Annotated in this window: 14 protein-coding genes; 9 read left to right on the top strand and 5 right to left on the bottom strand. The window is 38.1% G+C overall.

Going from position 1 to position 22,736, the window contains the following annotated elements:
• Window positions 1–41: 41 nt before the first annotated feature.
• The 3 genes from ACFIKU_RS05955 (at window position 42) to ACFIKU_RS05965 (ending at window position 6,186) form a co-directional block, all read left to right on the top strand.
• Window positions 42–881: a uracil-DNA glycosylase family protein gene (locus ACFIKU_RS05955; protein ID WP_375641542.1), complete on the top strand. Its 840-nt coding sequence runs from the start codon at window positions 42–44 to the stop codon at window positions 879–881.
• Between the two features lie 69 nt (window positions 882–950).
• Entirely contained in the window at window positions 951–3,578 is a 2,628-nt protein-coding gene (pepN, locus tag ACFIKU_RS05960) for an aminopeptidase N (protein WP_375656954.1), read from the top strand.
• Between the two features lie 286 nt (window positions 3,579–3,864).
• Window positions 3,865–6,186, top strand: coding sequence for a PAS domain-containing sensor histidine kinase (locus ACFIKU_RS05965; RefSeq protein WP_375656955.1), 2,322 nt, complete (start codon window positions 3,865–3,867; stop codon window positions 6,184–6,186).
• Here ACFIKU_RS05965 and ACFIKU_RS05970 read toward each other — a convergent pair.
• Window positions 6,183–6,707: a methylated-DNA--[protein]-cysteine S-methyltransferase gene (locus tag ACFIKU_RS05970; RefSeq protein WP_375656956.1), complete on the bottom strand. Its 525-nt coding sequence runs from the start codon at window positions 6,705–6,707 to the stop codon at window positions 6,183–6,185. The two genes, ACFIKU_RS05965 and ACFIKU_RS05970, sit on opposite strands and share 4 nt — an antisense overlap.
• Window positions 6,708–7,521: 814 nt before the next feature.
• On the opposite strand from ACFIKU_RS05970, the gene carB reads away from it, so the two are divergent.
• From carB to ACFIKU_RS05985, 3 genes are all read left to right on the top strand, one after another.
• Window positions 7,522–11,007: a carbamoyl-phosphate synthase large subunit gene (carB, locus tag ACFIKU_RS05975; protein WP_375656957.1), complete on the top strand. Its 3,486-nt coding sequence runs from the start codon at window positions 7,522–7,524 to the stop codon at window positions 11,005–11,007.
• Window positions 11,008–11,252: 245 nt separating this feature from the next.
• Window positions 11,253–11,462 (top strand): cold-shock protein, encoded by a 210-nt coding sequence (locus tag ACFIKU_RS05980; RefSeq protein ID WP_012754908.1) that lies wholly within the window; start codon window positions 11,253–11,255, stop codon window positions 11,460–11,462.
• A 321-nt stretch (window positions 11,463–11,783) separates the two neighbouring features.
• On the top strand, window positions 11,784–12,986 hold the full coding sequence (locus ACFIKU_RS05985) for a pyridoxal phosphate-dependent aminotransferase (protein WP_375656958.1): 1,203 nt from the start codon (window positions 11,784–11,786) through the stop codon (window positions 12,984–12,986).
• A 1,149-nt stretch (window positions 12,987–14,135) separates the two neighbouring features.
• Here the strand turns inward: ACFIKU_RS05985 and ACFIKU_RS05990 are convergent.
• A complete protein-coding gene (locus ACFIKU_RS05990; protein ID WP_375641548.1) occupies window positions 14,136–15,041 on the bottom strand; it encodes a LysR family transcriptional regulator in 906 nt (301 codons plus the stop codon).
• Between the two features lie 42 nt (window positions 15,042–15,083).
• Window positions 15,084–16,040 (bottom strand): thioredoxin-disulfide reductase, encoded by a 957-nt coding sequence (trxB, locus tag ACFIKU_RS05995; RefSeq protein WP_375656959.1) that lies wholly within the window; start codon window positions 16,038–16,040, stop codon window positions 15,084–15,086.
• Between the two features lie 310 nt (window positions 16,041–16,350).
• Between trxB and ACFIKU_RS06000 the strand changes: the two genes are divergently transcribed.
• Entirely contained in the window at window positions 16,351–17,745 is a 1,395-nt protein-coding gene (locus ACFIKU_RS06000) for a TrkH family potassium uptake protein (RefSeq protein WP_375656960.1), read from the top strand.
• 1,189 nt (window positions 17,746–18,934) lie between these two features.
• Here the strand turns inward: ACFIKU_RS06000 and ACFIKU_RS06005 are convergent.
• Window positions 18,935–19,993, bottom strand: coding sequence for a glycosyltransferase family 4 protein (locus ACFIKU_RS06005; RefSeq protein ID WP_375656961.1), 1,059 nt, complete (start codon window positions 19,991–19,993; stop codon window positions 18,935–18,937).
• 17 nt (window positions 19,994–20,010) lie between these two features.
• Window positions 20,011–20,484, bottom strand: a complete 474-nt coding sequence (greA, locus tag ACFIKU_RS06010; protein WP_007347010.1) for a transcription elongation factor GreA — start codon at window positions 20,482–20,484, stop codon at window positions 20,011–20,013.
• A gap of 338 nt (window positions 20,485–20,822) precedes the next feature.
• On the opposite strand from greA, the gene ACFIKU_RS06015 reads away from it, so the two are divergent.
• Together ACFIKU_RS06015 and ACFIKU_RS06020 are read left to right on the top strand one after the other, a co-directional pair.
• Window positions 20,823–21,137 carry an SH3 domain-containing protein gene (locus ACFIKU_RS06015; RefSeq protein ID WP_273788409.1) on the top strand — a complete coding sequence of 105 codons (315 nt, stop codon included), beginning with the start codon at window positions 20,823–20,825 and terminating at the stop codon, window positions 21,135–21,137.
• A gap of 260 nt (window positions 21,138–21,397) precedes the next feature.
• Window positions 21,398–22,736, top strand: a 1,339-nt coding sequence (locus tag ACFIKU_RS06020) for a DEAD/DEAH box helicase family protein (RefSeq protein ID WP_375656962.1), incomplete at its 3' end; no start/stop codon positions are given.

A 22,736-nucleotide genomic window follows, 5' to 3' on the forward strand; every position in this document is an offset into this window, starting at 1 on the left:
TTTGTTTGATCTATAGTTGCTAGATCATTAGAAAAAATAAAATGTTAAATCAAACGCCGTGCTCAATTTCTTATGAAGAACTCTTAAACTTTTATAAAGAAAGTGGTGCGGATGCTGTTCTGACAGATTTCCCTATTGATCGTTTTAAACAGTCTGCTTGTTTAGAAAAAAAATTAACACCTGTCGTGAGCATTTCTCATAATCAACAAACATCTCCCAAAACATCCCCAACCGTAAAATTAAATCATCATCCGCTGCATAACTCTGGGGCTCTACAAAATGAATCCACCGCTATAGAGAGCGCAAAAAATGCAAAGACACTTGATGAGTTAAAATCTGCTCTCCTTGCATTTAATGGCTGTTCATTAAAATTGACAGCAAAAAATACCTGTTTTTCAGATGGAACAGCAGGAAGCCCCCTGATGCTTATAGGCGAAGCGCCAGGACGAGACGAGGATATACAAGGAATTCCTTTTGTAGGAAAAGCAGGAATGTTGCTTAATAAAATCCTCGCATCAATTGGCTTAACAAGAAATAATGTTTACATTGCCAACACTATTCCTTGGCGTCCACCAGGAAATCGTACACCAACACCAAGAGAAGTTGCCTTGTGCCGCCCTTTTATTGAACGACACATTTATTTAGCGCGTCCTCGTGTACTTATAGCACTGGGAGGCGTTGCTGCACAGTTTCTTACGGGATCTCAAAATGGGATTATCCGAACAAGAGGAAAATGGCATCTTTATGAAAGTGAGGATAATATAAAAATACCTGTTATGCCAACTTTCCACCCTGCCTACCTTCTTCGAACCCCTAGTCAAAAGAAGCTTACATGGATAGACTTCTTAGAAGTAAAAAATCGCCTCGATAGCCTTTTGTAATTCTGTAATCTTCTTTGACACTAAAATTAAACACCTTCTTTAACTCTTAAAATACGAATGGGAACAACTATGGAACAGCCAACAACATATATTTATCGTTTGGAAGACTACCAGCCAACCCCTTACGCTATCCCTAAAACACAACTTTCCTTTCAATTGGCACCAACAAAAACTTATGTTACAGCCATATTGTCTATTGAATCCCGTCACGATACAAAAGAATTAACACCTCTTGTTCTTTCTGGTGATGATCTTACTTTAATTTCCGTTTCTATTAATGATGAGACATTAGCCCCAAATGCTTATAAAGTGACGCCTTCACGTTTAGAAATTACAACGCCACCAACGGCTCCTTTTACATTGAAATTGGTTACGGAACTGAATCCTGAAAGCAATCGTCAACTTATGGGCCTTTATCTTTCAAATGGTGTTTATTGCACACAATGCGAATCGGAAGGTTTTCGTCGTATTACTTATTTTTACGACCGCCCAGATGTTCTTTCTACCTATAGAGTGAAAATTGAAGCAGATTCCCAAACAATCCCAATCTTGCTTTCAAATGGTAATCTGGTGGAAACAGGAACTTTAGAGAATAATCGCCATTTTGCCATTTGGGAAGATCCTTATCCCAAACCATCTTATCTTTTTGCTTTAGTAGGTGGAAATCTTGATAAGTTAGAAGACCATTTTACAACTGTATCTGGAAGACGTATCGAGCTTGGTATCTATGTAGAAAAAGGAAAAACCAAACGCGCTGCTTATGCAATGGATGCTCTAAAACGTTCCATGCGTTGGGATGAACAATGTTTTGGGCGCGAATATGATCTTGATATTTTCAATATTGTTGCAGTGTCCGACTTTAACATGGGAGCAATGGAAAACAAAGGCCTTAACGTTTTTAATGATAAATATGTTCTTGTCGATCCTGAAACAGCAACCGATCAGGATTATAGAAATGTTGAACGTGTCATTGCACATGAATATTTCCATAATTGGAGCGGTAATCGTATTACCTGTCGCGATTGGTTTCAACTCTGTTTAAAAGAAGGATTCACTGTTTATCGTGATCAGGAATTTTCATCAGATCAAAATGTACGCAGCCTACAGCGAATTGAAAATATAAAAACATTAAAAGCGACGCAATTTGCCGAAGACGCTGGGCCCCTCGCTCATCCTGTACGTCCTCGTCAATATAGCCAAATTAACAATTTTTACACCACAACTGTTTATGAAAAAGGTGCTGAAGTTGTTCGCATGATACGGACTATTTTAGGACCCTCTATGTTTCGTAAAGGTACTGATCTTTACTTTCAACGTCATGATGGACAAGCTTGTACAATTGAAGATTTTATCGCTTGTTTTGCTGAAGTATCTGGTCAAGACTTCTCCCAATTCATGCTGTGGTATGAACAAGCTGGAACACCCAATGTAGAAATCGATAGTCATTATAGTGATGGTGTTTTAACAATTCATGCAAAGCAACATATTCCTGCAACCCCACAACAAAATATAAAAAAACCTATGCTTATCCCTATCGCTTTTGGACTCTTAGGACACAACGGAGAAAGCCTCACCTATGAAGCAGATACAGATATTCAATCAGATGTTATGCTTTTATCCAAGGAAAGCCAAACGTTTACATTAAAGGGACTGCGTGAAAAACCCGTTTTATCACTGCTGCGAGACTTTTCAGCACCAATCATTCTACACACTCCATTCAATGAAAGAGAACTTATTTTTCTTGCACAACATGATGACAATCACATTAATCGCTGGCAATCTCTTAATCATTTAATGACGCAAGCTTTGATTCAAAGCATTCAAGATAAAACACAAGAAAAAGCAACACTCCCTTCTGCTTTACTAAAGCTAATTGAAACGATCATAACGGATGAAAACTTAGAGCCTGAATTTCGTGCCTTCTGTATAAATTTACCTAGTGAAGTTGAGCTTGCTCATACAATCGGTAAAAATGTTGATCCAGAGCGTATTCATCATGTGCGCAATCAGTTTTTAGCTTCACTTGCACAAACCCATCAAGAGCTCTTAACAAAATTCTATGGACAAATGCAAACCCAAGAGCCCTATTCAGCAAACGCTGTACAAGCTGGAAAACGAGCATTAAAGAATATCATATTGGATTATCTTTCCATTGCTGAAGCCAATCCAAATCGTGCTGCTATACAATATGCAACAGCGGATAATATGACTGACCGTATGGCTAGTATCGCTGTTCTCGTGAAACATTTTAATGAAAGTGAGCAGGCCCAAAATGCCTTAAATGATTTTGAAAACCGCTATAGGCATGACCCTTTGGTCATGGATAAATGGTTTTCTATTCAAGCAATGGTTGCTGGCACATCAACGCTCGAAAATGTTCAAAAGCTCATGAAACACCCGCTCTTTTCAAAAGATAATCCCAATCGTGTGCGTTCCCTAATCGGTGTTTTTTCCTCTAACAATCTCACGGGCTTTAACAGGATGGATGGAGCGTCTTATCATTTTCTTTGCCAAATCATTTTGGAAATTGACAAAAAAAATCCACAGCTCGCTTCACGATTATTAACAACGATGCGCTCTTGGCGACAATTAGAACCCATTCGACAACAAAAACTTGAAACTGGATTAAAAACGATTGCTGCTGCGCCAAAATTATCAAGCGATGTTGCTGATATCATCAACCGTCTGCTCAATTGAAACAAAAAAATATTTTAAATCAATATGATATAATGTTTTTTTAAATAAATTCTACAAACTATTCGATCATCATTAAACCTATAAACAGGCAATCTAAGCCTGTTTATAGGGTCATGTTCAAAGTACCTTTTCCTTTTCATATTCCAAGTTCATAGAAGTAAAATTATTTTTTTAAAAAAAAGACTGGACAGAAGACTCCTGTTTTGATTCATTGCACTCGATGGGGTTACTATGAATATCGAAGCAGTTTTTAAATCACATTATTCTGGAATTAAAGGAACAAGAGATGGCTAAATTGGACGCATATAATGCGCCAAGGGAGATATATGCTGATTCAAAATCGAGCGCTCCAAGTCATAAAGCGCAGAAAAAACGTATTCATCTGCTTTCTGGCTCTGCCTATCAAAAGCTTCTCTTTATTGAACCTTGGTTGCGTCGCTCACTTCCATTTGTCATTGTAGCATTTCTTATTGTACTTGCATCAATTCGTTTTGTATCACTCTATGATTGGCGTAACACGATTGACAAAAACACGCGTTCTACCATCACTCTCTTAGCTTCTCATATTACCAATACAATTAATCATGACTTACTGGCTGTTTCTCAGAAAGGAAAAGTCTCTACCCTTTCTCATAGTCATTTGCAAAATATCCTCACCACTTTTCATAATCAAGATCTTATTAATCCTAGCACTCTGATCGCCATTGTTGATCAAAAAGGAAATGTCTTGGCTTCATCCAGTTCAGAGATTGCTTTAGGGAAACCTTTGCAAGATTTTATCTCTGACAGCATTGCTTTACAATCCCTTGAACAGCACATTGGAATTATGAAAATCACAATAGGAAAAGATGCTCCTGCTCTTGCTTCATTTCACCAAACAGAAAATGGGCAATATGGCGTATTCATTAGCGAAAAGATGCAAGATAGCGCCATGGAATGGCGGAAAATTCTCTCGTTAAATATAACCCTATTCATTGGAACTAGTGGCATTATCCTCGCTCTTCTTTATGCTTATTACAACCAAATTGTACGAGCACGCAAAACGGATCTTGTTTCAGAAAAAATTCAAAACCGTATTGATATGGCAATGATGCGTGGACGCTGTGGACTATGGGATTGGAATATGGCAAGTGGGCGCGTCTACTGGTCACGAGCAATGTACGAAATGCTCGGCTATGTCCCTCAGGATGCATTGCTCTCAATTTCCCAAATTAGCGCCATTATCAATCCAAATGATGCGAATTTTTTTGATCTTGCTCAGGAGTTAATGAGCGGTAAAAAAAAGCATATTGATATTAACGTTCCCATGCGCCATGCCGATGGTCATTATGTATGGATGCGCATTCGTGCCGAAGTTACTGAAGAAGAAGAACCCCATTTGGTTGGTATTTCCTTCGATATTAGTGAACAGCAACAATTGGCTGAACAAACAGCGCAAGCTGACCTTCGTATCCGTGATGCGATTGAAAACATTTCAGAATCTTTCGTCTTGTGGGATTCAGAAGGACGTTTAGTCATGTCCAACAGCAAATTTTGCGAATATGCCGCTATTCCTAAACAAATTCTACAATCAGGTATCCAACGTGCAACCGTTGAAGCCATGGCACGCCCTGCACTCAGTGAGTATCCCCTTAAAGATGATGGTACTGGTAACTTAACCAGTATTCGCCAAACGGCAGATGGTTGTTGGCTCAAAATCAATGAACGGCGCACCCAAGATGGCGGACTTGTCTGCATTGGTACGGACATTTCTGAGCTTAAACAACAACAAGAAAAATTTGAAGACAGTGAAAGGCGTCTTTTTTCTTTCATTCAAGAACTCAAGCGCGCTCGAGGCAGTGCTCAACAACGCGCAACAGAAGTTGAAAAACTTAATAAAAGTTTGAAAGCAGAAAAAGAGCGCGCCGAAAGTGCTAACAAAGCTAAATCAGAATTTTTAGCTAATATGTCTCATGAATTGCGCACTCCACTGAATGCTATTCTCGGTTTTTCAGATATCATGTTGCAATCGACTTTTGGCCCTCTTGGTTCACAACGCTATAAGGAATATATGCATGATATTTACAATTCAGGAACTCATCTTCTAACCCTCATCAATGACATCCTTGATATGTCAAAAATTGAAGCTGGAAGATTTACGCTTGATTGTAAAAATACCGATCTTGAGCCCATCATTAGTGAAGCAGTACGAACACTCACGCCTCAAGCTCAAGAAAAAAATATTGTTGTTACAACAAACATTACCCCAGAACTTCATGCTGAAGTTGATGGTCGTGCAATGAAACAGATTTTCCTTAATCTCATCTCTAATGCCGTTAAATTTACGCCTTCTGGCGGAAATATTGATGTCTGCACTTTCAAGAAAAAAAACAACCTTATTTTTAAAATTACAGATACAGGCGTTGGTATTCCCCAATCAGCAATTAAAAAACTTGGACAACCTTTTGAACAAGTCGAAAATCAGCTTACTAAATCTCACACGGGCTCAGGTCTTGGCTTAGCCATTTCACGCTCCTTGCTAGAACTCCATAAAGGCAAACTTGAAATTACTTCAAAAGAAATGAAAGGGACAACTGTAACGATTATAATGCCCATCACACAAAGTTAAATTTCTCCATTTTGTTCTCGTTGTAGCAAAATCTGTTTCCGTTTGGTCCCCCAACGATACCCTGAAATAAAACCATTTTTACGCACAACACGATGACAAGGAATGATAACAGCCAATTCGTTACGTGCACAGGCATTAGCAACAGCACGAAAAGCACTCGGCATACCAATACGGCACGCTAAGACTTCATATGAAATTGTTTCACCACATGGTATATCACATAATATGGCCCATACTTGTCGTTGAAAAACTGTACCATTTATATCTAAGGGAAAATTATATTTTTTTACCAACTTAGGTGTTTCTATCATGGCTATAATATGGGCAACTTCTCTCTTAAATGTATTGTCACCTACAACTTGCTGTGCATCACCAAAGCGCATCGTAAACTCCTGTAATAATTGCTCTACAGTGTCTCCTAACGCTATATGATAAATCCCCTTTTGAGACCTAGCCACCAAAAGCTTTCCTATTGATACATCTTTCAGACAGAATATTCTCGTTTGGGAAATGTTCAGCATTTTAGCCTTCTTTATATTTTAAAAAGTTTTGAACATCATCCATAAAATAAAGAAGGAGTAATCACTATCTTTTAAAAACAAACAAAATCATTCTGAAATTATCTCCTTAGCCATTGTATTAAAATACACTCTCACCCTTTTAATCAAATGGAAACATACATAGATTGACGTTCTTCCTACCTAAAACGGAAACTTCGACCAGAGCCGATCTATCAACAATCTTGCTTTTTATCTAACAGATTCCAACTGAAACTATTTGATATGGTTTATTTCACAAGCTCTCTACAGACAAATCCTACCCTGAATTCTATCATATACTCTAACAAAAAACACCTTAATGTGGTAAATTTTCATACCTTATATCACAGCTCTAAACGGCAGTATTTTACGGAACAACACGATAAGCTTCCCATTTCATTGTGCAAAATCCCATCGAACCATAAATAATGGCTTATATTTTACAAGCAACAGAAAAAGCGCGTGCTCTCTTAGACAAACAATGTCATAAAACACAAATATACCGGCAATGGATTAGAAAGATGTTCCGGCTTTTTATTCTCCACAGTATGCTTGAATATTCTAATTTGTTGGAGCATTATTATTATTTTTTATCAAAGGTCATACTTTTGATATACTGGCGAGATGACTCAATTCAAAAAAAGAAATTTATCTTCAATTTTATGAAAAAAAGCATGGAAAAGGTATTTTAGTGCTTACTTTCTTTGTCACTTAACTTATAAAATAACTGTAGCCTCAGAACTGAAATATTTTGCCCACAACAATCGCGCACAGATATTTGTCATAGGAAAAAGCCATGCCCAAACGCACAGATATAAAATCTATTCTTATCATCGGAGCAGGACCTATTATCATTGGTCAGGCATGTGAATTTGATTATTCAGGTACACAAGCCTGTAAAGCATTAAAAGAAGAAGGTTATCGAATTATTTTGGTAAATTCTAATCCTGCCACGATTATGACAGATCCAGATCTAGCTGATGCAACTTATATAGAGCCCATTACTCCTGAAATAGTTGCCAAAATTATTGTCCACGAACGTCCCGATGCCCTTTTGCCCACTATGGGAGGACAAACAGCCCTCAATACTGCTTTATCATTAAAGCGTATGGGTATTTTAGACCGCTATCATGTTGAAATGATAGGGGCCAATGCTGATGCTATTGATAAAGCTGAAGATCGTGCTTTATTCCGCCAAGCGATGGCAAAAATCGGTTTGGAAACGCCACGCTCTATGTTAGCCAATGCAACAGAACTGAAAGAAGAAAATCGCCAACAACACGCAAAAACGTGTGCTGAACTTAAAGCAAAACTTTCTGGTGCTGCGCTTGACAAAGCTCTCGAAGAACTTGAGCGCAACTGGCGACATACCGAAACTGATCGCAAACAACATTATATCGCCCATGCAACAGCAAAAGCAGTTCAAGCTCTTGATGTTGTTGGGCTTCCAGCTATTATTCGTCCTTCATTTACCCTTGGTGGAACTGGTGGTGGAATCGCTTACAATCGTTCTGAATTTTATGAAATTATTGAACGCGGTCTTGAAGCTTCGCCTACAACAGAAGTTTTAATTGAAGAAAGTGTTTTAGGGTGGAAAGAATATGAGATGGAAGTTGTTCGTGATAAGAACGACAACTGTATCATTGTTTGTTCTATTGAAAACATTGATCCAATGGGGATTCATACCGGTGATTCGATCACTGTAGCACCTGCTCTCACCTTAACCGATAAAGAATATCAATGTATGCGTAATGCTTCGATTGCTGTTTTGCGTGAGATTGGTGTTGAAACGGGGGGATCCAATGTACAGTTTGCTGTCAATCCTGAAAATGGACGCCTCATTGTTATTGAAATGAATCCGCGTGTTTCTCGCTCTTCAGCGCTTGCCTCAAAAGCAACGGGGTTTCCCATTGCCAAAGTAGCGGCTAAACTGGCTGTTGGTTATACCCTTGATGAATTAAAAAATGATATCACGGGTGGTGCAACACCAGCATCATTTGAACCTTCTATCGACTATATTGTGACAAAAATTCCTCGTTTTGCTTTCGAAAAATTTCCTGGTTCATCACCTGTCCTCACAACTGCGATGAAATCTGTAGGAGAAGTCATGGCAATTGGACGCACTTTTCAAGAATCGTTACAAAAAGCACTCCGTGGACTTGAAACAGGACTTACGGGTCTTGATGAAATTGTTATTCCAGAGCATGCTGAAGGCGATGAAAAAAGTTCTATACGCTCAGCCATTGCCATACCAAGCCCTGATCGTCTACGCTATATTGCTCAAGCCATGCGCACAGGCTTACCCTTAAATGAGATTCACCAAATTAGCAAAATTGATCCGTGGTTTTTAGAACAAATAGCCTCCATCATTGAAATGGAGCAGCGTATCCGCATTCATGGATTACCCCAAGACGCAGATAACTTACGTATGTTAAAAGCTATGGGATTTTCAGATGCGAGATTAGCCTCCCTTACTGAGAAAGAACCCGATGATATTGCCGCTTTACGCAAATCACTGAATGTTAAACACGTCTTCAAACGGATTGATACTTGTGCCGCTGAATTTTCTTCTCCTACAGCCTATATGTATTCGACATATGAAGTTCCCTTTGCAGGTGTAGAGCACTCGGAAGCACACATTTCTGAACGCAAAAAAATTGCTATTTTAGGCGGTGGACCAAACCGCATTGGGCAAGGTATTGAATTTGATTACTGTTGCTGTCACGCTGCTTTTGCACTGCGTGATGCAGGTTTTGAAGCGATTATGATTAACTGCAATCCTGAAACAGTTTCAACCGACTATGATACCTCTGATCGCCTTTACTTTGAATCTTTAACAACAGAAGATGTTATCGCTATTTTAGAAGCAGAACAGGAAAAAGGCGATTTGGTTGGAGTCATCGTCCAATTTGGCGGACAAACACCCTTGAAATTGGCAAGCGCTCTAGAAAAACACAACATCCCCATCCTAGGTACTTCACCTGACGCTATCGACTTAGCAGAAGATAGAGATCGCTTTCAAAAACTGTTATTTAAACTTAACTTAACACAACCTCAAAATGGTATAGCCCACTCCATCGAACAAGCACGCCTCATTGCCCACGAACTAGGCTTCCCATTGGTTGTACGTCCCTCTTATGTTTTAGGAGGACGTGCTATGCAAATTATTCGTGATGAACGTAGCTTACAAAATTATTTACTTGAGAGTGTCCCTGAATTAATTCCAGAAGATATCAAAGTCCGTTATCCTAACGATACAACAGGACAAATCAATATATTGCTTGGTAAAAATCCGCTTCTCTTTGATACCTATTTAACAGAAGCAATTGAAGTAGATGTTGATTGTCTATGTGATGGCAAAGAAACACTGATCGTTGGTATTATGGAACACATTGAAGAAGCTGGTATCCACTCTGGTGATTCAGCATGTTCTTTACCAGTCCATACGCTCTCACATAAAATAGTTACTGAATTAGAGCGCCAAACCAAAGCATTAGCACAAGCACTTCATGTTCGCGGCTTAATGAATGTACAATATGCTATAAAAGATGACACCATTTATGTCTTAGAAGCCAACCCCCGTGCTTCACGTACTGTCCCATTTGTTGCAAAAACGATTGGTCGCCCTATTGCTAAAATGGCTGCACGTATTATGGCAGGAGAAACGCTCCATGATGCTCTTCAAGCTTATGGTGGATTACCTTCTTTACAGGAAAAACAACATATTGCCGTCAAGGAAGCAGTGTTTCCTTTTGCTCGTTTTTCAGGTGTTGATACACTTCTTGGTCCAGAAATGCGCTCAACCGGTGAAGTTATGGGACTTGACTATGAATTTTCGCTTGCTTTTGCTAAAGCCCAACTTGGAGCTGGTGTCAAACTCCCTAAAGAGGGAACTTTGTTCGTTTCTGTAAGAGATGAAGATAAAAAACGCATCTTAAATCCTGTAAAACGTTTAACTGAGCTCGGCTTTTCTGTTGTCGCCACAAGTGGAACACAAAAATTTCTCACCGAACACCACATTGAAGCAAAAAAAATCAACAAAGTTCTAGAGGGACACCCCCATATTGAAGACGCTATTCGTAATCGCCAAATTCAATTGATTTTTAATACAACTAGCACTGCCAGTGCCATCTCAGACTCAAAATCATTACGTTATGCAGCACTCATGCAAAATGTTCCCTACTATACAACAATAGCTGGGGCTGAAGCCGTCGTAGAAGCGATCAAAGCACTCAAAAAAAGGCGCCTTGAAGTACGTTCCCTACAAAGTTATTTTAGTTAAATTTTCTCTACATAGCAAAATGTACACTGTTTTCTTATTTTTTCTTTATATAAAAATTGATTAAGACTTGCTTTTTGTTCTAAAAACTTTTATAGAGGTTTCATCGAATTTTCGGTTACGTGACTTTCTTTCCTGTGCAATCTGCACTTTTGACGAAACTTCTCCCACCTAATTTCGATCTACAACCGTATTGAAGGAATGAAAGCTTCAATACTCAATATAATATATATTCTAAGGAGTTTCCTATGTCTACAGGAACAGTTAAGTGGTTTAATACAACAAAAGGTTTCGGATTCATTCAACCTAGTGATGGTAGTGCAGATGTATTTGTACATATTTCTGCCGTCGAGCGTTCTGGTCTAAACAGTCTTAATGAAGGGCAAAAAATTTCTTATGATGTTCTTCAAGATCGTCGTTCAGGAAAATTTGCCGCTGGTAACCTTGCAGCTCTTTAAAGTTTAAATTCTGCAATATTTTATTTAAAAATCTTCGTTTGTAACGACGAAGATTTTTTTTATTTTTATAAAGCATCATTTTACCTTGTTAAAATAAAAGACTTCTTATCTCCTTTGTACAATTTATCAAACCTCCTTTATACTTCCTCAAAAACTTTCATAAAATCTACAACGAGCTTATCTTGTAAAAATCTCAAAAAAGAAGAATATAAAGCCCGTGTAAGGGTATTTTGGAAGTTTTTTATTGCATACAATATAATCTCTTATAGAATATCCTTAAAGCAATAACCATTTGTTGATATAATATAAGGATTTAAAATTATGGCTTTTATTGCCGACAAACTGTCTCGTATCAAACCTTCTGCAACAATTGCTGCTTCTCAAAAGGCCCGCCATTTAAAAGCATTAGGGCGCGATGTTATTGCTTTAAGTGCTGGAGAGCCAGACTTTGATACCCCAGACAACATCAAAAACGCGGCTATTGAAGCTATTCGAAGAGGAGAAACAAAATACCCTCCCATATCTGGAATTCCAGAATTGCGCCAAGCAATTTCTGCAAAGTTTAAAAGAGAAAATAACCTTCTTTACCAACCAGAACAAATTATTGTTGGTACCGGTGGAAAACAAATTCTCTTTAATGCATTCATGGCAACTTTGAATAAAGGAGATGAGGTCATCATTCCATCCCCTTATTGGGTTAGTTATCCAGAAATGGTCGCACTCAACGATGGTACGCCTGTCTTTTTAGAAACAAAAGCCGAATTTTCTTATAAACTCCAACCACAAGAGCTAGAAGCTGCCATTACCCCCAAAACCAAATGGTTCATCTTTAACTCTCCTTCAAATCCATCAGGTGCCGCTTATACACACAATGAATTGAAAAAACTCACAGATGTTTTAGTAAAATATCCTCATGTTTATATCCTTTCCGATGATATATATGAACATCTCACATATGATGGTTTTACCTTTGTTACTCCAGCTCAAGTAGAACCAGCGCTTTATGAGCGTACACTCACAATGAATGGCGTTTCTAAAGCCTATGCGATGACGGGATGGAGAATCGGCTATGCAGGCGGACCACAAGAATTAATTAAAGCTATGGATACCATTCAAGGCCAGCAAACATCTGGAACAAGTGTCATTTCACAATGGGCTGCTGTTGAAGCACTCAATGGGTCACAAGACTTTATCGCTAAAAATAAAAGTATTTTTCAAGCACGCCGTGATCTCGTTGTCTCCATGCTAAACCAAGCTCCTGGCATTCACTGTCCAACGCCCGAAGGTGCTTTTTATGTTTATCCTTCTTGCACAGGACTTATTGGAAAGAAAACACCTAACGGTCAACGTATTACGAATGATGAAGATTTTGCCATAGCGCTTCTAGAAACAGAAGCTGTTGCTGTCGTCCAAGGATCTGCTTTTGGACTTGGATCAGCTTTTCGTATTTCTTATGCAACATCAGAAGAATTACTTGAAGAAGCTTGTATACGTATACAGCGCTTTTGTAACAATTTAATTTAAAATCTTTAATATCATCTCTTGTGATCGTTTTTTGCCGAATGTCAGTATATCCGATAAAACATCGGAAACTGTATTATGATCTGAATCAATCGATTCAGCAAAAATATCCATGAATAAACACAACAATAGAGGCTGTAGATAAAGATCAAAAAAATCTAGCAATCAAATAAATGAATCGGTCTATTATCATGAGATGGTAAAAAACCTATTCTGCTTTTTCTATTCAATTTATAACTCTAAAAAAGACCGAGCACTTTTAAACACAATTGCCCTTATAATCAACGGCCCTTACAATCAAATCTTTTCTATTTCTCGGCTTCTTCTTCGTCCTAAAATGAATAAGAATCCACTCCCCTCGTTGGGCAAACAATCCAGTTTCCTTTAAGTTCTAATAACTACTTGATTTACTTCATAGGATTTATGAACAAGACCTGCCTTAAACATTCACCTCACACTCTCATAAAAAGCATTTCATATATAAGGTTTTAAATTTTTTATATCACACCACTAAAAGATAGACTGGTGCAACAGGATAAATCTCTCTCAAACTCCTCATTAAATTTTAGTATTCTTAAAAAATTGTTGGATATCCATAAATTTTGAAATTTTTTCCTTATCATCTCCCATATATTGCAATTTATAGGGACTCTTTCAAAAATAAAAAAAAAGCCGGACATATGCCCGGCAAATTTGGAAAATCCTCAGAAATAAAATCAATCTGATAGATCTTCGTAAGGGAACACTCAAGAAAACGCACTGGGAGGCAACATAATCAAGAGATGACATTCTATGTCATTTTATAAAAAAAAGTACAATAAAGACTTAAGCGTATCTGCTATGCAATAAACACATAGCTTTACATTTTTATCCATCATGTACCACTCTCTTTAATTAAATATAAAAATGTAAGCTATATCATCACATGATTGTCCATTTTTCAATATATAATAACCCTCACGTTTGCTAGCATTCATAAAAAACATTTATCCCTTTTTTCAAAAGTATTTACCTACACGGACTCCCTCCACTTTTAATGTGCCATGAATAGTTTTAATTGATTCAATATGGGCAAATTTGAAACGAAAGAATATTACGGGAGTCTCAAGTTGCAAAACAGTTAATTATTCCTTATAAATTAAGGCATTAATATTAAAAAGACCACTGACGGGCTTTTAAAAAAATATAATCTCGAAAAGCATTTAACCTTGCTAAATTCTTTAAATTATAAGGATAACAAAAAAAAGTATCAAAAGAAGGAATATCAACCATATCAGGAAAAAGACGCACCAAATGCTCATCATTATTGACGATATAATCAGGCAGCACAGCGATCCCAAGATCACGCATAAGCGCATTCTTTATTGAGATGATATTGTTGATTTGTAGAATTGAAACGCGCAATGATCCATCACTTCTACCAGCCTTTTCCAACCAATTTAAACCAGACAAATAAGGTGGGACAGGTTCACCGAACGAAATAATACGATGTTCATCAAGATCAGACAATTTTTCCGGCTTTCCATAATTTGCAATATACTTTTCCGAAGCATAAACATGCATATGAATTGTAAAGAGTTTTCTTTGTATAAGATCAGGTTGTTGGGGTTGATGTAAGCGAACAGCACAATCCGCATGACACATTGTCAAATCAAGCTCTTCATCGGAAAGCAAAAGCTGAACCTGCATATCAGGATAAAGACTAAGAAACTCTGGCATACGTTCTGCAATCCACCCTGCTCCCATTCCAAAGGTCGAGGTCACACGCAAGTGCCCCGTTGGTTTTGCATAGCTTTCACTTAATTGCAAACGCACACTTTCAAGCTTCATCAAAACATCATGAGCTGTACGATAAAGAGTTTCTCCCTGTTCTGTAAGAATTAAACCACGCGCATGACGTTGAAATAAGGATACCCCAACCTCTTGTTCTAAAGCCGAAACCTGTCGTGAAACGGCTGATTGAGATAAATGAAGTTTTTGAGCAGCATGCGTAAAAGATCCTGCTTCTGCTGCAGCGTGAAAAACCCTTAACTTATCCCAATCCAACGGTGGCGCCACAATTAATTCTACCTCTAGATTCTCTATGTTCTCAATGAGTTACTAACGCTTGGGTATATCCAAAAACCGTTCTGCTTCCAACGCTGCCATACATCCCCTTCCCGCAGCTGTTACAGCTTGGCGAAATGTTTCATCTGTTACATCGCCTGCAGCAAAAACACCAGCAATGCTTGTTGCTGTTGAGTCGGGTGCTGTCCATAAATAACCTCCTCGTTTTTGTTTCAGCTGTCCTTCAAACAGAGAAACAGCAGGATCATGCCCAATAGCAATAAATATACCCTCTGCATTCACTGTCATCTCGTGACCTGTCTTAACATTTTTCAGACGTGCCCCTGTTACAACAGCGCCCTTTGAATCTTGAGCTGGCAAACCAACAATTTCTTCAACCACATGATCCCAAATGATATGCACGTTCTTGCAAGCAAGCAACCTATCTTGCAAAATTTTCTCTGCCCGAAATTGTCCCCGCCTGTGAACCACGCTTACACTCTTTGCCACATGCGATAAATAAAGTGCTTCTTCAACCGCCGTATTTCCTCCTCCTACGACAATAACGTCCTTATCACGATAAAAAAAGCCATCACATGTAGCACAAGCGGAAACACCACCGCCCATAAAGGTCTGTTCACTTTCTAAACCAAGCCAACGCGCTTGAGCTCCTGTTGCAATAATCAGTGCATCACAAGAATATTGTGTTCCTGAATCCCCATATAAGACAAAAGGATACTTCAACAAATCAGCCTTTATAATTGTATCATAGACAATTTTTGTCCCCATATTCTCAGCTTGTTTCGCCATTTGTTCCATCAACCATGGTCCTTGAATGGGATCTGCAAAACCTGGATAATTCTCAACATCAGTTGTAATTGTTAATTGTCCACCCTGCTGCAAGCCCGTCACCAAAACCGGCTTAAGCATTGCTCTTGCTGCATAGATCGCCGCTGTATAACCAGCCGGACCTGAGCCAATAATCAGCAGACGAATATGCGATTGTACCATTAAATCCCCTTCACTTTATTATAACTTAATTATTCTATAAATGATAACGGAATGCAGCCTTTTAAAAAAATATTTCTCAAGAGCTCCAATTATGTTATGTATACTTCTTTTCAAGTTTTATGAAAAGGTCTGATTATCAATTCATCAAGGCACGCTAATGTTACGAATTAATCCTTATCCTATAAAAAGAAAAACGTAAATTCTTATGAGCACAAAACCATAATAAAAAGAGATACAAAGATAGGGAACGATCATTTTTCAATTTATTATCAATGTCTGTGCACGTTTTGCCTTAATCATGGGAGGAGCAATGCTTTTGCCAATTTTTGTGGATCTGCATGATAACAATCGTAATTGGATAACCTTTCTCTATTCTTGTGCCATAACCACCATGTTAGCAACCCTAATTCTTTTAGCAACTAAGGGAGCTACTTGTCGTTTTTCAGCACGGCTTGGCTTTATGCTTACTGTTTGTCTTTGGCTAACAGGGAGCATCGTAGGTGCTTTACCTCTTTATCTTTCTCCTCTTCCCATTTCTCTAGCAGGGGCCATTTTTGAATCTGTTTCTGGAATTACGACAACAGGCTCCACAGTCCTTTCTGATCTTGATAATTTATCGCGAAGTATTTTGTTATGGCGTTCTCTTATATGCTGGATTGGGGGCATTGGCTTTATCGGTTTAGCCCTCCTGCTTTTGCCTTCACTGCGTGTGGGTGGTGTACGACTTTTTCATATGGAATCATCTGATAAATCTGAAAAAATATTGCCTCGCATCAACCAAATTGCTAATGGAATTATCATTGCTTATGTTGGGTTAACATTGGCTTGTATGCTTTCTTATTTTGCTGCAGGCATGAATTTATTTGATGCCATTAACCATGCAATGAGTACAGTAGCAACAGCTGGTTTTTCAACGCATGATGCTTCTTTTGGTTATTTTTCTGATAAACCAGCCATCTTAATTATTTCAACAATCTTCATGTTGCTTTCTGCTTTGCCCTTCGCACTTTATGTTAAATTAGTCCTTCCTGGACACTCCAAACGTTTTCTTGACCCACAAGTGATTGTTTTTCTTCATATCGTTCTCCTTTTCAGCTTTGCTTTAGCGGCATGGCTACGGTTTTATGATCATCGCGCTTTCCACTTGATTTTCCTTGATGTCATTTTTCACCTTTCATCCATTATTAGCACCACAGGCTACAGCGCTGAAGATTATCAACTTTGGGGACCATTTGCGCTTGGAATTTTCTTCATTGTTTCTTTTACAGGCGGATGTGCTGGTTCTACTTCTGGCGGCATGAAAATCAATCGCCTCATTATTCTTTGGCGTATTACACAAACAAATATAGAGAAACTTCTTTCTCCTAATGTCGTTGTAAAAGCGCGCTACGATCACTCAAATATATCAAACGATGCTGCTCAAGCTGTTTTGTTTTTTTTCTGTCTTTATATGTTTTGCCTTGTTATCGGCACTGCACTTTTGCTCACAACCGGTCTTGACTTTACCTCTGCCTTTACGGGAGTCTTAACCGCACTTTCAAATGTTGGTCCAGGCTTTGGAGATATTATTGGCCCCGCTGGTAATTTCTCTACAATCAACGATCATGCTTTATGGATTTTAAGTTTTCTAATGTTAGCTGGACGCCTTGAAATCATAACAATATTCGTCCTTTTTATTCCCGCTTTCTGGCGTGAACAATTCTAATGCATAGAGCATTTTATTCTACCATGATAAAAAAATTACAATATAAAAAGGCGTGAACAATATGCGTCATAATATTCACCCCTCATTCAATCCACTGAAGATTTCCTAAAACTTCATACCAATCATCATATTAATGATATAAAAACAATTAAATACCAAGAGCTTTCAAATCCAGAACATATAAAACTTCACTTTATTGATCTTCTTTATCAAATAAAGTGGACGCATAGAACATCCTTTTTTTACAAATAATCTCTCAAGCAAAAAATATATTTGCTGATAAAAGTGTTTTTTTCTTTATAGAATGACATCCTTAATGCTCTTATATGACGAATTCACAAACTTGTAAAAAAACATCTCACAATACTCATCACCCCCATTTCACGACAGCCCTCATGAAAGATATAAAATGGGCACCATCATTTTTATTTAAATAATAATAAGGCGCAAATCGGCACCACAAAATAAGATACAAATTAGTACCACCATACTATTTTCTTTCTGTTAATGTCGTAACAGCCTGCATTTCAGACAATTTATAAGAAATCTCTTTACACCTTGTCTTCAATAGTTTTTATCCACCACATGCCTTCTTCCAATTGTAATGTGTAAGAGGATAGCTCTCATTGATTTAATATCAACAGATTTGGCATGAGAAAATCTTAAGATATTCAAAGCTCTTATTCAAATAGAAAAGGTAATTTATCTATAAAAATCATATATATATATATTGATCTTCGATCGATCTTATTATGAATTTATTGAAAATACTTACAACTATTTTATCTATAGAGATACCATCATTATCTTTTTTAAGACAAGAAAACGTTTTTTTGCTATCTATTTAAGTCTTACAAAATGTAACAATACCAATACAACACCGCATAAGATAGTGCATAAATCTCTGGACTTGAGTTAAAGCATTATTTTCTTATTCTAAAATATCCCTGAATGAAAGTAGCTTTCCTCTCTCCTAGTATGCTTTATCATAAACCACATATCGCTCTCAAGCGTATACATTTTTAATCTTTTATCTAAAATTTTGAGAACTTCTTATAGCGTTCTACTAAAGACAATATAAATTTTGTAAAATAACATTTATATCATTGAGCTGTTTTCTTGATAACGATGAAACACCTTTAAGGAAACACCTTTTATCATTCCTCAAGAATGATTTTTGATATCATAATCAAAGTGTTTTTTCCGCAAACAGCTCTTTGTAAACACTTTCAATCTTGCTTGCCTCTTTTTCCAAAGGAAAGTGAGTACGAACATGGGTTAAAGCCTTCTTTCCGGCTACCAATGTTTTTTCTACATCAGCAAAATAAGGTTCAATTGCTGCTGTTAAAGCCGCTCCATCTCCTGCTTGAACAACTGTTCCTGTTCCCTCGACCACCAATTCTTTAAAAATTCCTACATCACTCGCCACTACAGCCGTCTGTGATGCCATTGCCTCCAATGGCGTCAAACCGAAACCTTCCAAACGAGAAGGAGTCACATAAAGTGACAGACGACGATACCACACAGGTATATCAAGCCTCTCACCAAGAAAAATAATGCGGTCGTTTAAACCAGCTTCAGCAATCTTCTGTCGTAATTTCTTTTCAAAACCATAATGCTGTTCTGTAGTCCGACCAGCAATAAGTGCTGTCCAATCTGGATAGCATGGCAGCAGTGCTATCATCGCATCCACAAACAAATCAGTGCCCTTTAAATAGCGCACGCGCCCAAAACATCCTACCGCATATTTTCCTGGCACCCCAGTTGCTGGAAAGTAATCATCAGGATTTTTTGGGGGTGAAAAACGCCTAATATCCACCCCATGCATAATAACCTTATGAGGCACTTCTAGATAGGTTCCCGTACATACACTAGTAGCAATAACCTTATCCATACGACGAAGCAACCATTTGGTAAAAGGCTTGTTTTTGCGTCGAGATGCCGAAGTAAAAATGAGTTTAAGCTTCATTCGCAAAATATCGCGTAAAAAAACCCCACAAAGCATCTCAATATTGCGCCGTGCATGCCAAATACGAAATGGTTTCCCTTTCGGACTTTTCCAAAGTCCGAAAAGGTCTCTAAAGGAAAGAGTCGGCAAAGTTTGTGGTAAACCAAACCCTAAAGTGGATATACGCACACCCTGTTCGCGTTGCAGTGGAATAAGCTGAATAATCGTAGATGTTACTCCCGATAAACGCCTTTTAAAGTGAGGCGCAATAATCTCAGTTTCGTCCAAAGATACACGCATAATAATCCATATGTTATTTAGATGTACTGAACCTTAATGATCTCGTAATTATGCGCACCACCAGGTGCATTCACCTCAATCACATCACCTTCTTGCTTGCCAATGAGTGCACGTGCAATAGGCGAAGAAATAGAGATTTTACCAACCTTTACATCAGCTTCTTGATCTCCTACAATCTGATATACTTTTTTTTCTTCAGTATCCTCATCCAAGAGTTTAATGGTTGCTCCAAATTTTATTTTGTCGCCTGAAAGACGCGAGACATCTATAACTTCTGCTCGTGCGATATAATCTTCAAGCTCATTTATACGCCCCTCATTGTGGCTTTGCGCTTCTTTAGCTGCATGATACTCAGCATTTTCTGATAAATCACCATGCGCACGCGCCTCAGAAATTGCTTCAATAATTCGCGGACGCTCCTGTTGTTGACGCCAACGCAACTCTTCTTTAAGACTCTCAAAACCAGCTGTAGTCATCGGAACTTTTTCCATAATCCGTCCCTTTCTATTACACGGAAGGTTTAATAAAAATACAAAAAACGGCTTCCAAAATTACTTTTGGAATCCGAAAACTACGATCTCTTTTATTATATAGTACAGTATCGCTATTTTCCATACAAAAATAAATAAAGAAAACAAAACATGCACAAATAGTGATTAAAACATCTCATTTTGGTGTTTAAAACCTTAAACTTCACGCTTCTCTTTAAAGTGTCCTAAAAAAGAAAGAATTGTATTTTTTTCTGTTTTATCATAATCTAGCAAAAGAAATCATATGGGATATGAAGAGAGAAGGATAGAAAATCTCTAAAGAAATTCTTTACAGAAAAATGAAAAAAATCGTCATTTTTTTTATGTTTGGCTCTTTCTTTTTCGCCACAACAGTATCTGAAGCTGCGGATGCTTTTGTTACGAGAAATCTTAATTTTAGAACAGGTCCCAGCACTCAGTATGCACTTTGCGGCTTAATTTCTGCTGGAGAATTGGTTTTTGTTAAAAACTGTGAAGGCAATTGGTGCCATATCCGATATAACACTCAAATAGGTTGGGTGTCATCTCGTTATCTTTCATTTAAAGATGGAAATGATCTTTATCACACATACACAATGTCTTTAGTGCCCAAACGTACCGATTATTCTCCATAACAGCCATAATAACTTATGCCCTCTTGAATATCATCATGGCAAAAATGCAATAGTGTCCACGAACAACCACAAATATGTCCCCTCAAAAGAAACACTTCGAAGAATTCGTCTCATAGAAAAAACTTGATCAATATCCTAATGAAAACTCCAATAAACCAAAATAAATCTGTTCAACAACGTTTTACTGTTGTCGTGATGAAATTGTAAAAATTAGTATTTTCTTTAAAATCACCAGCACTTTTCTATCAAAGGATACAACAATGAAAAATGGTGTGACAGCAACAGTAGAGGCTCTTTCTGCTCTCATTGCTTCAGGTAATCCTCTTTTTAAGAATGGTGCATTATGGACACCTCACCGCCCTATTCGTCCTGAAAAGTCTGAAGGTGGTATTCCATTTCAACTTGAAACCCCCTTTGAACCTGCGGGAGATCAACCTCAAGCCATTAAAACTCTGGTTGAGGGAATTCAAAAAGATGAACGTACACAAGTGCTTTTGGGTGTTACCGGCTCAGGAAAAACCTATACAATGGCCAAAATCATTGAAAAAACACAGCGTCCAGCTCTGATTTTAGCACCCAATAAAACTTTAGCGGCGCAGCTTTACGGAGAATTTAAAAGTTTTTTCCCCCACAATGCTGTCGAATATTTTGTTTCCTATTATGACTATTATCAGCCAGAAGCCTACGTTGCACGCTCTGACACCTATATTGAAAAAGAATCCTCAATTAATGAACAAATCGACCGTATGCGCCATGCTGCAACACGTGCTGTCTTAGAGCGTGATGACGTCATTATTGTCGCATCTGTATCCTGTATCTACGGGATTGGTTCAGTAGAAACTTATACTGCTATGACCTTCAAAATAGAAAAAGGTGATAAACTCAATCAACGGCAATTACTGGCCGATTTAGTTGCCCAACACTATCATCGACAAGATATTAATTTTATTCGTGGTTCCTTTCGTGTTAGAGGGGATACAATTGAAATTTTCCCTGCCCACCTTGAAGATCGTGCTTGGCGTATTTCGCTCTTTGGCGATGAAGTGGAAACAATTACGGAATTTGATCCTCTCACAGGACAAAAAACAGGCGACCTTCAATCGATTAAAATTTATGCCAACTCACACTACGTAACACCACGCCCAACACTCAATCAAGCGATGAAATCGATCAAAATGGAACTCGTTCAACGTCTTGATGAGTTGAACGCAGCTGGACGTCTTTTAGAAGCACAACGTTTAGAACAACGTACAATTTTTGATTTGGAAATGTTGGAAACCACCGGCTCATGCTCTGGAATTGAAAACTATTCACGCTATTTAACAGGACGAAAACCTGGTGAACCACCACCAACCTTGTTCGAATACATTCCAAACAATGCTCTTGTTTTTATCGATGAAAGCCATGTAACCATTCCCCAAATTGGAGGCATGTACCGAGGTGACTTTCGAAGAAAAGCAACCCTAGCAGAATATGGGTTTCGCCTACCTTCTTGTATGGATAACCGTCCTTTACGCTTTGAAGAATGGGATGCGATGCGCCCGCAAACGATTGCCGTCTCTGCGACACCAGGACGCTGGGAAATAGAACAATCTCACG

Origin of the sequence: Bartonella sp. CM120XJJH (assembly GCF_042194715.1) — a bacterium.
In the GTDB taxonomy this organism is placed as follows: Bacteria; Pseudomonadota; Alphaproteobacteria; order Rhizobiales; family Rhizobiaceae; genus Bartonella.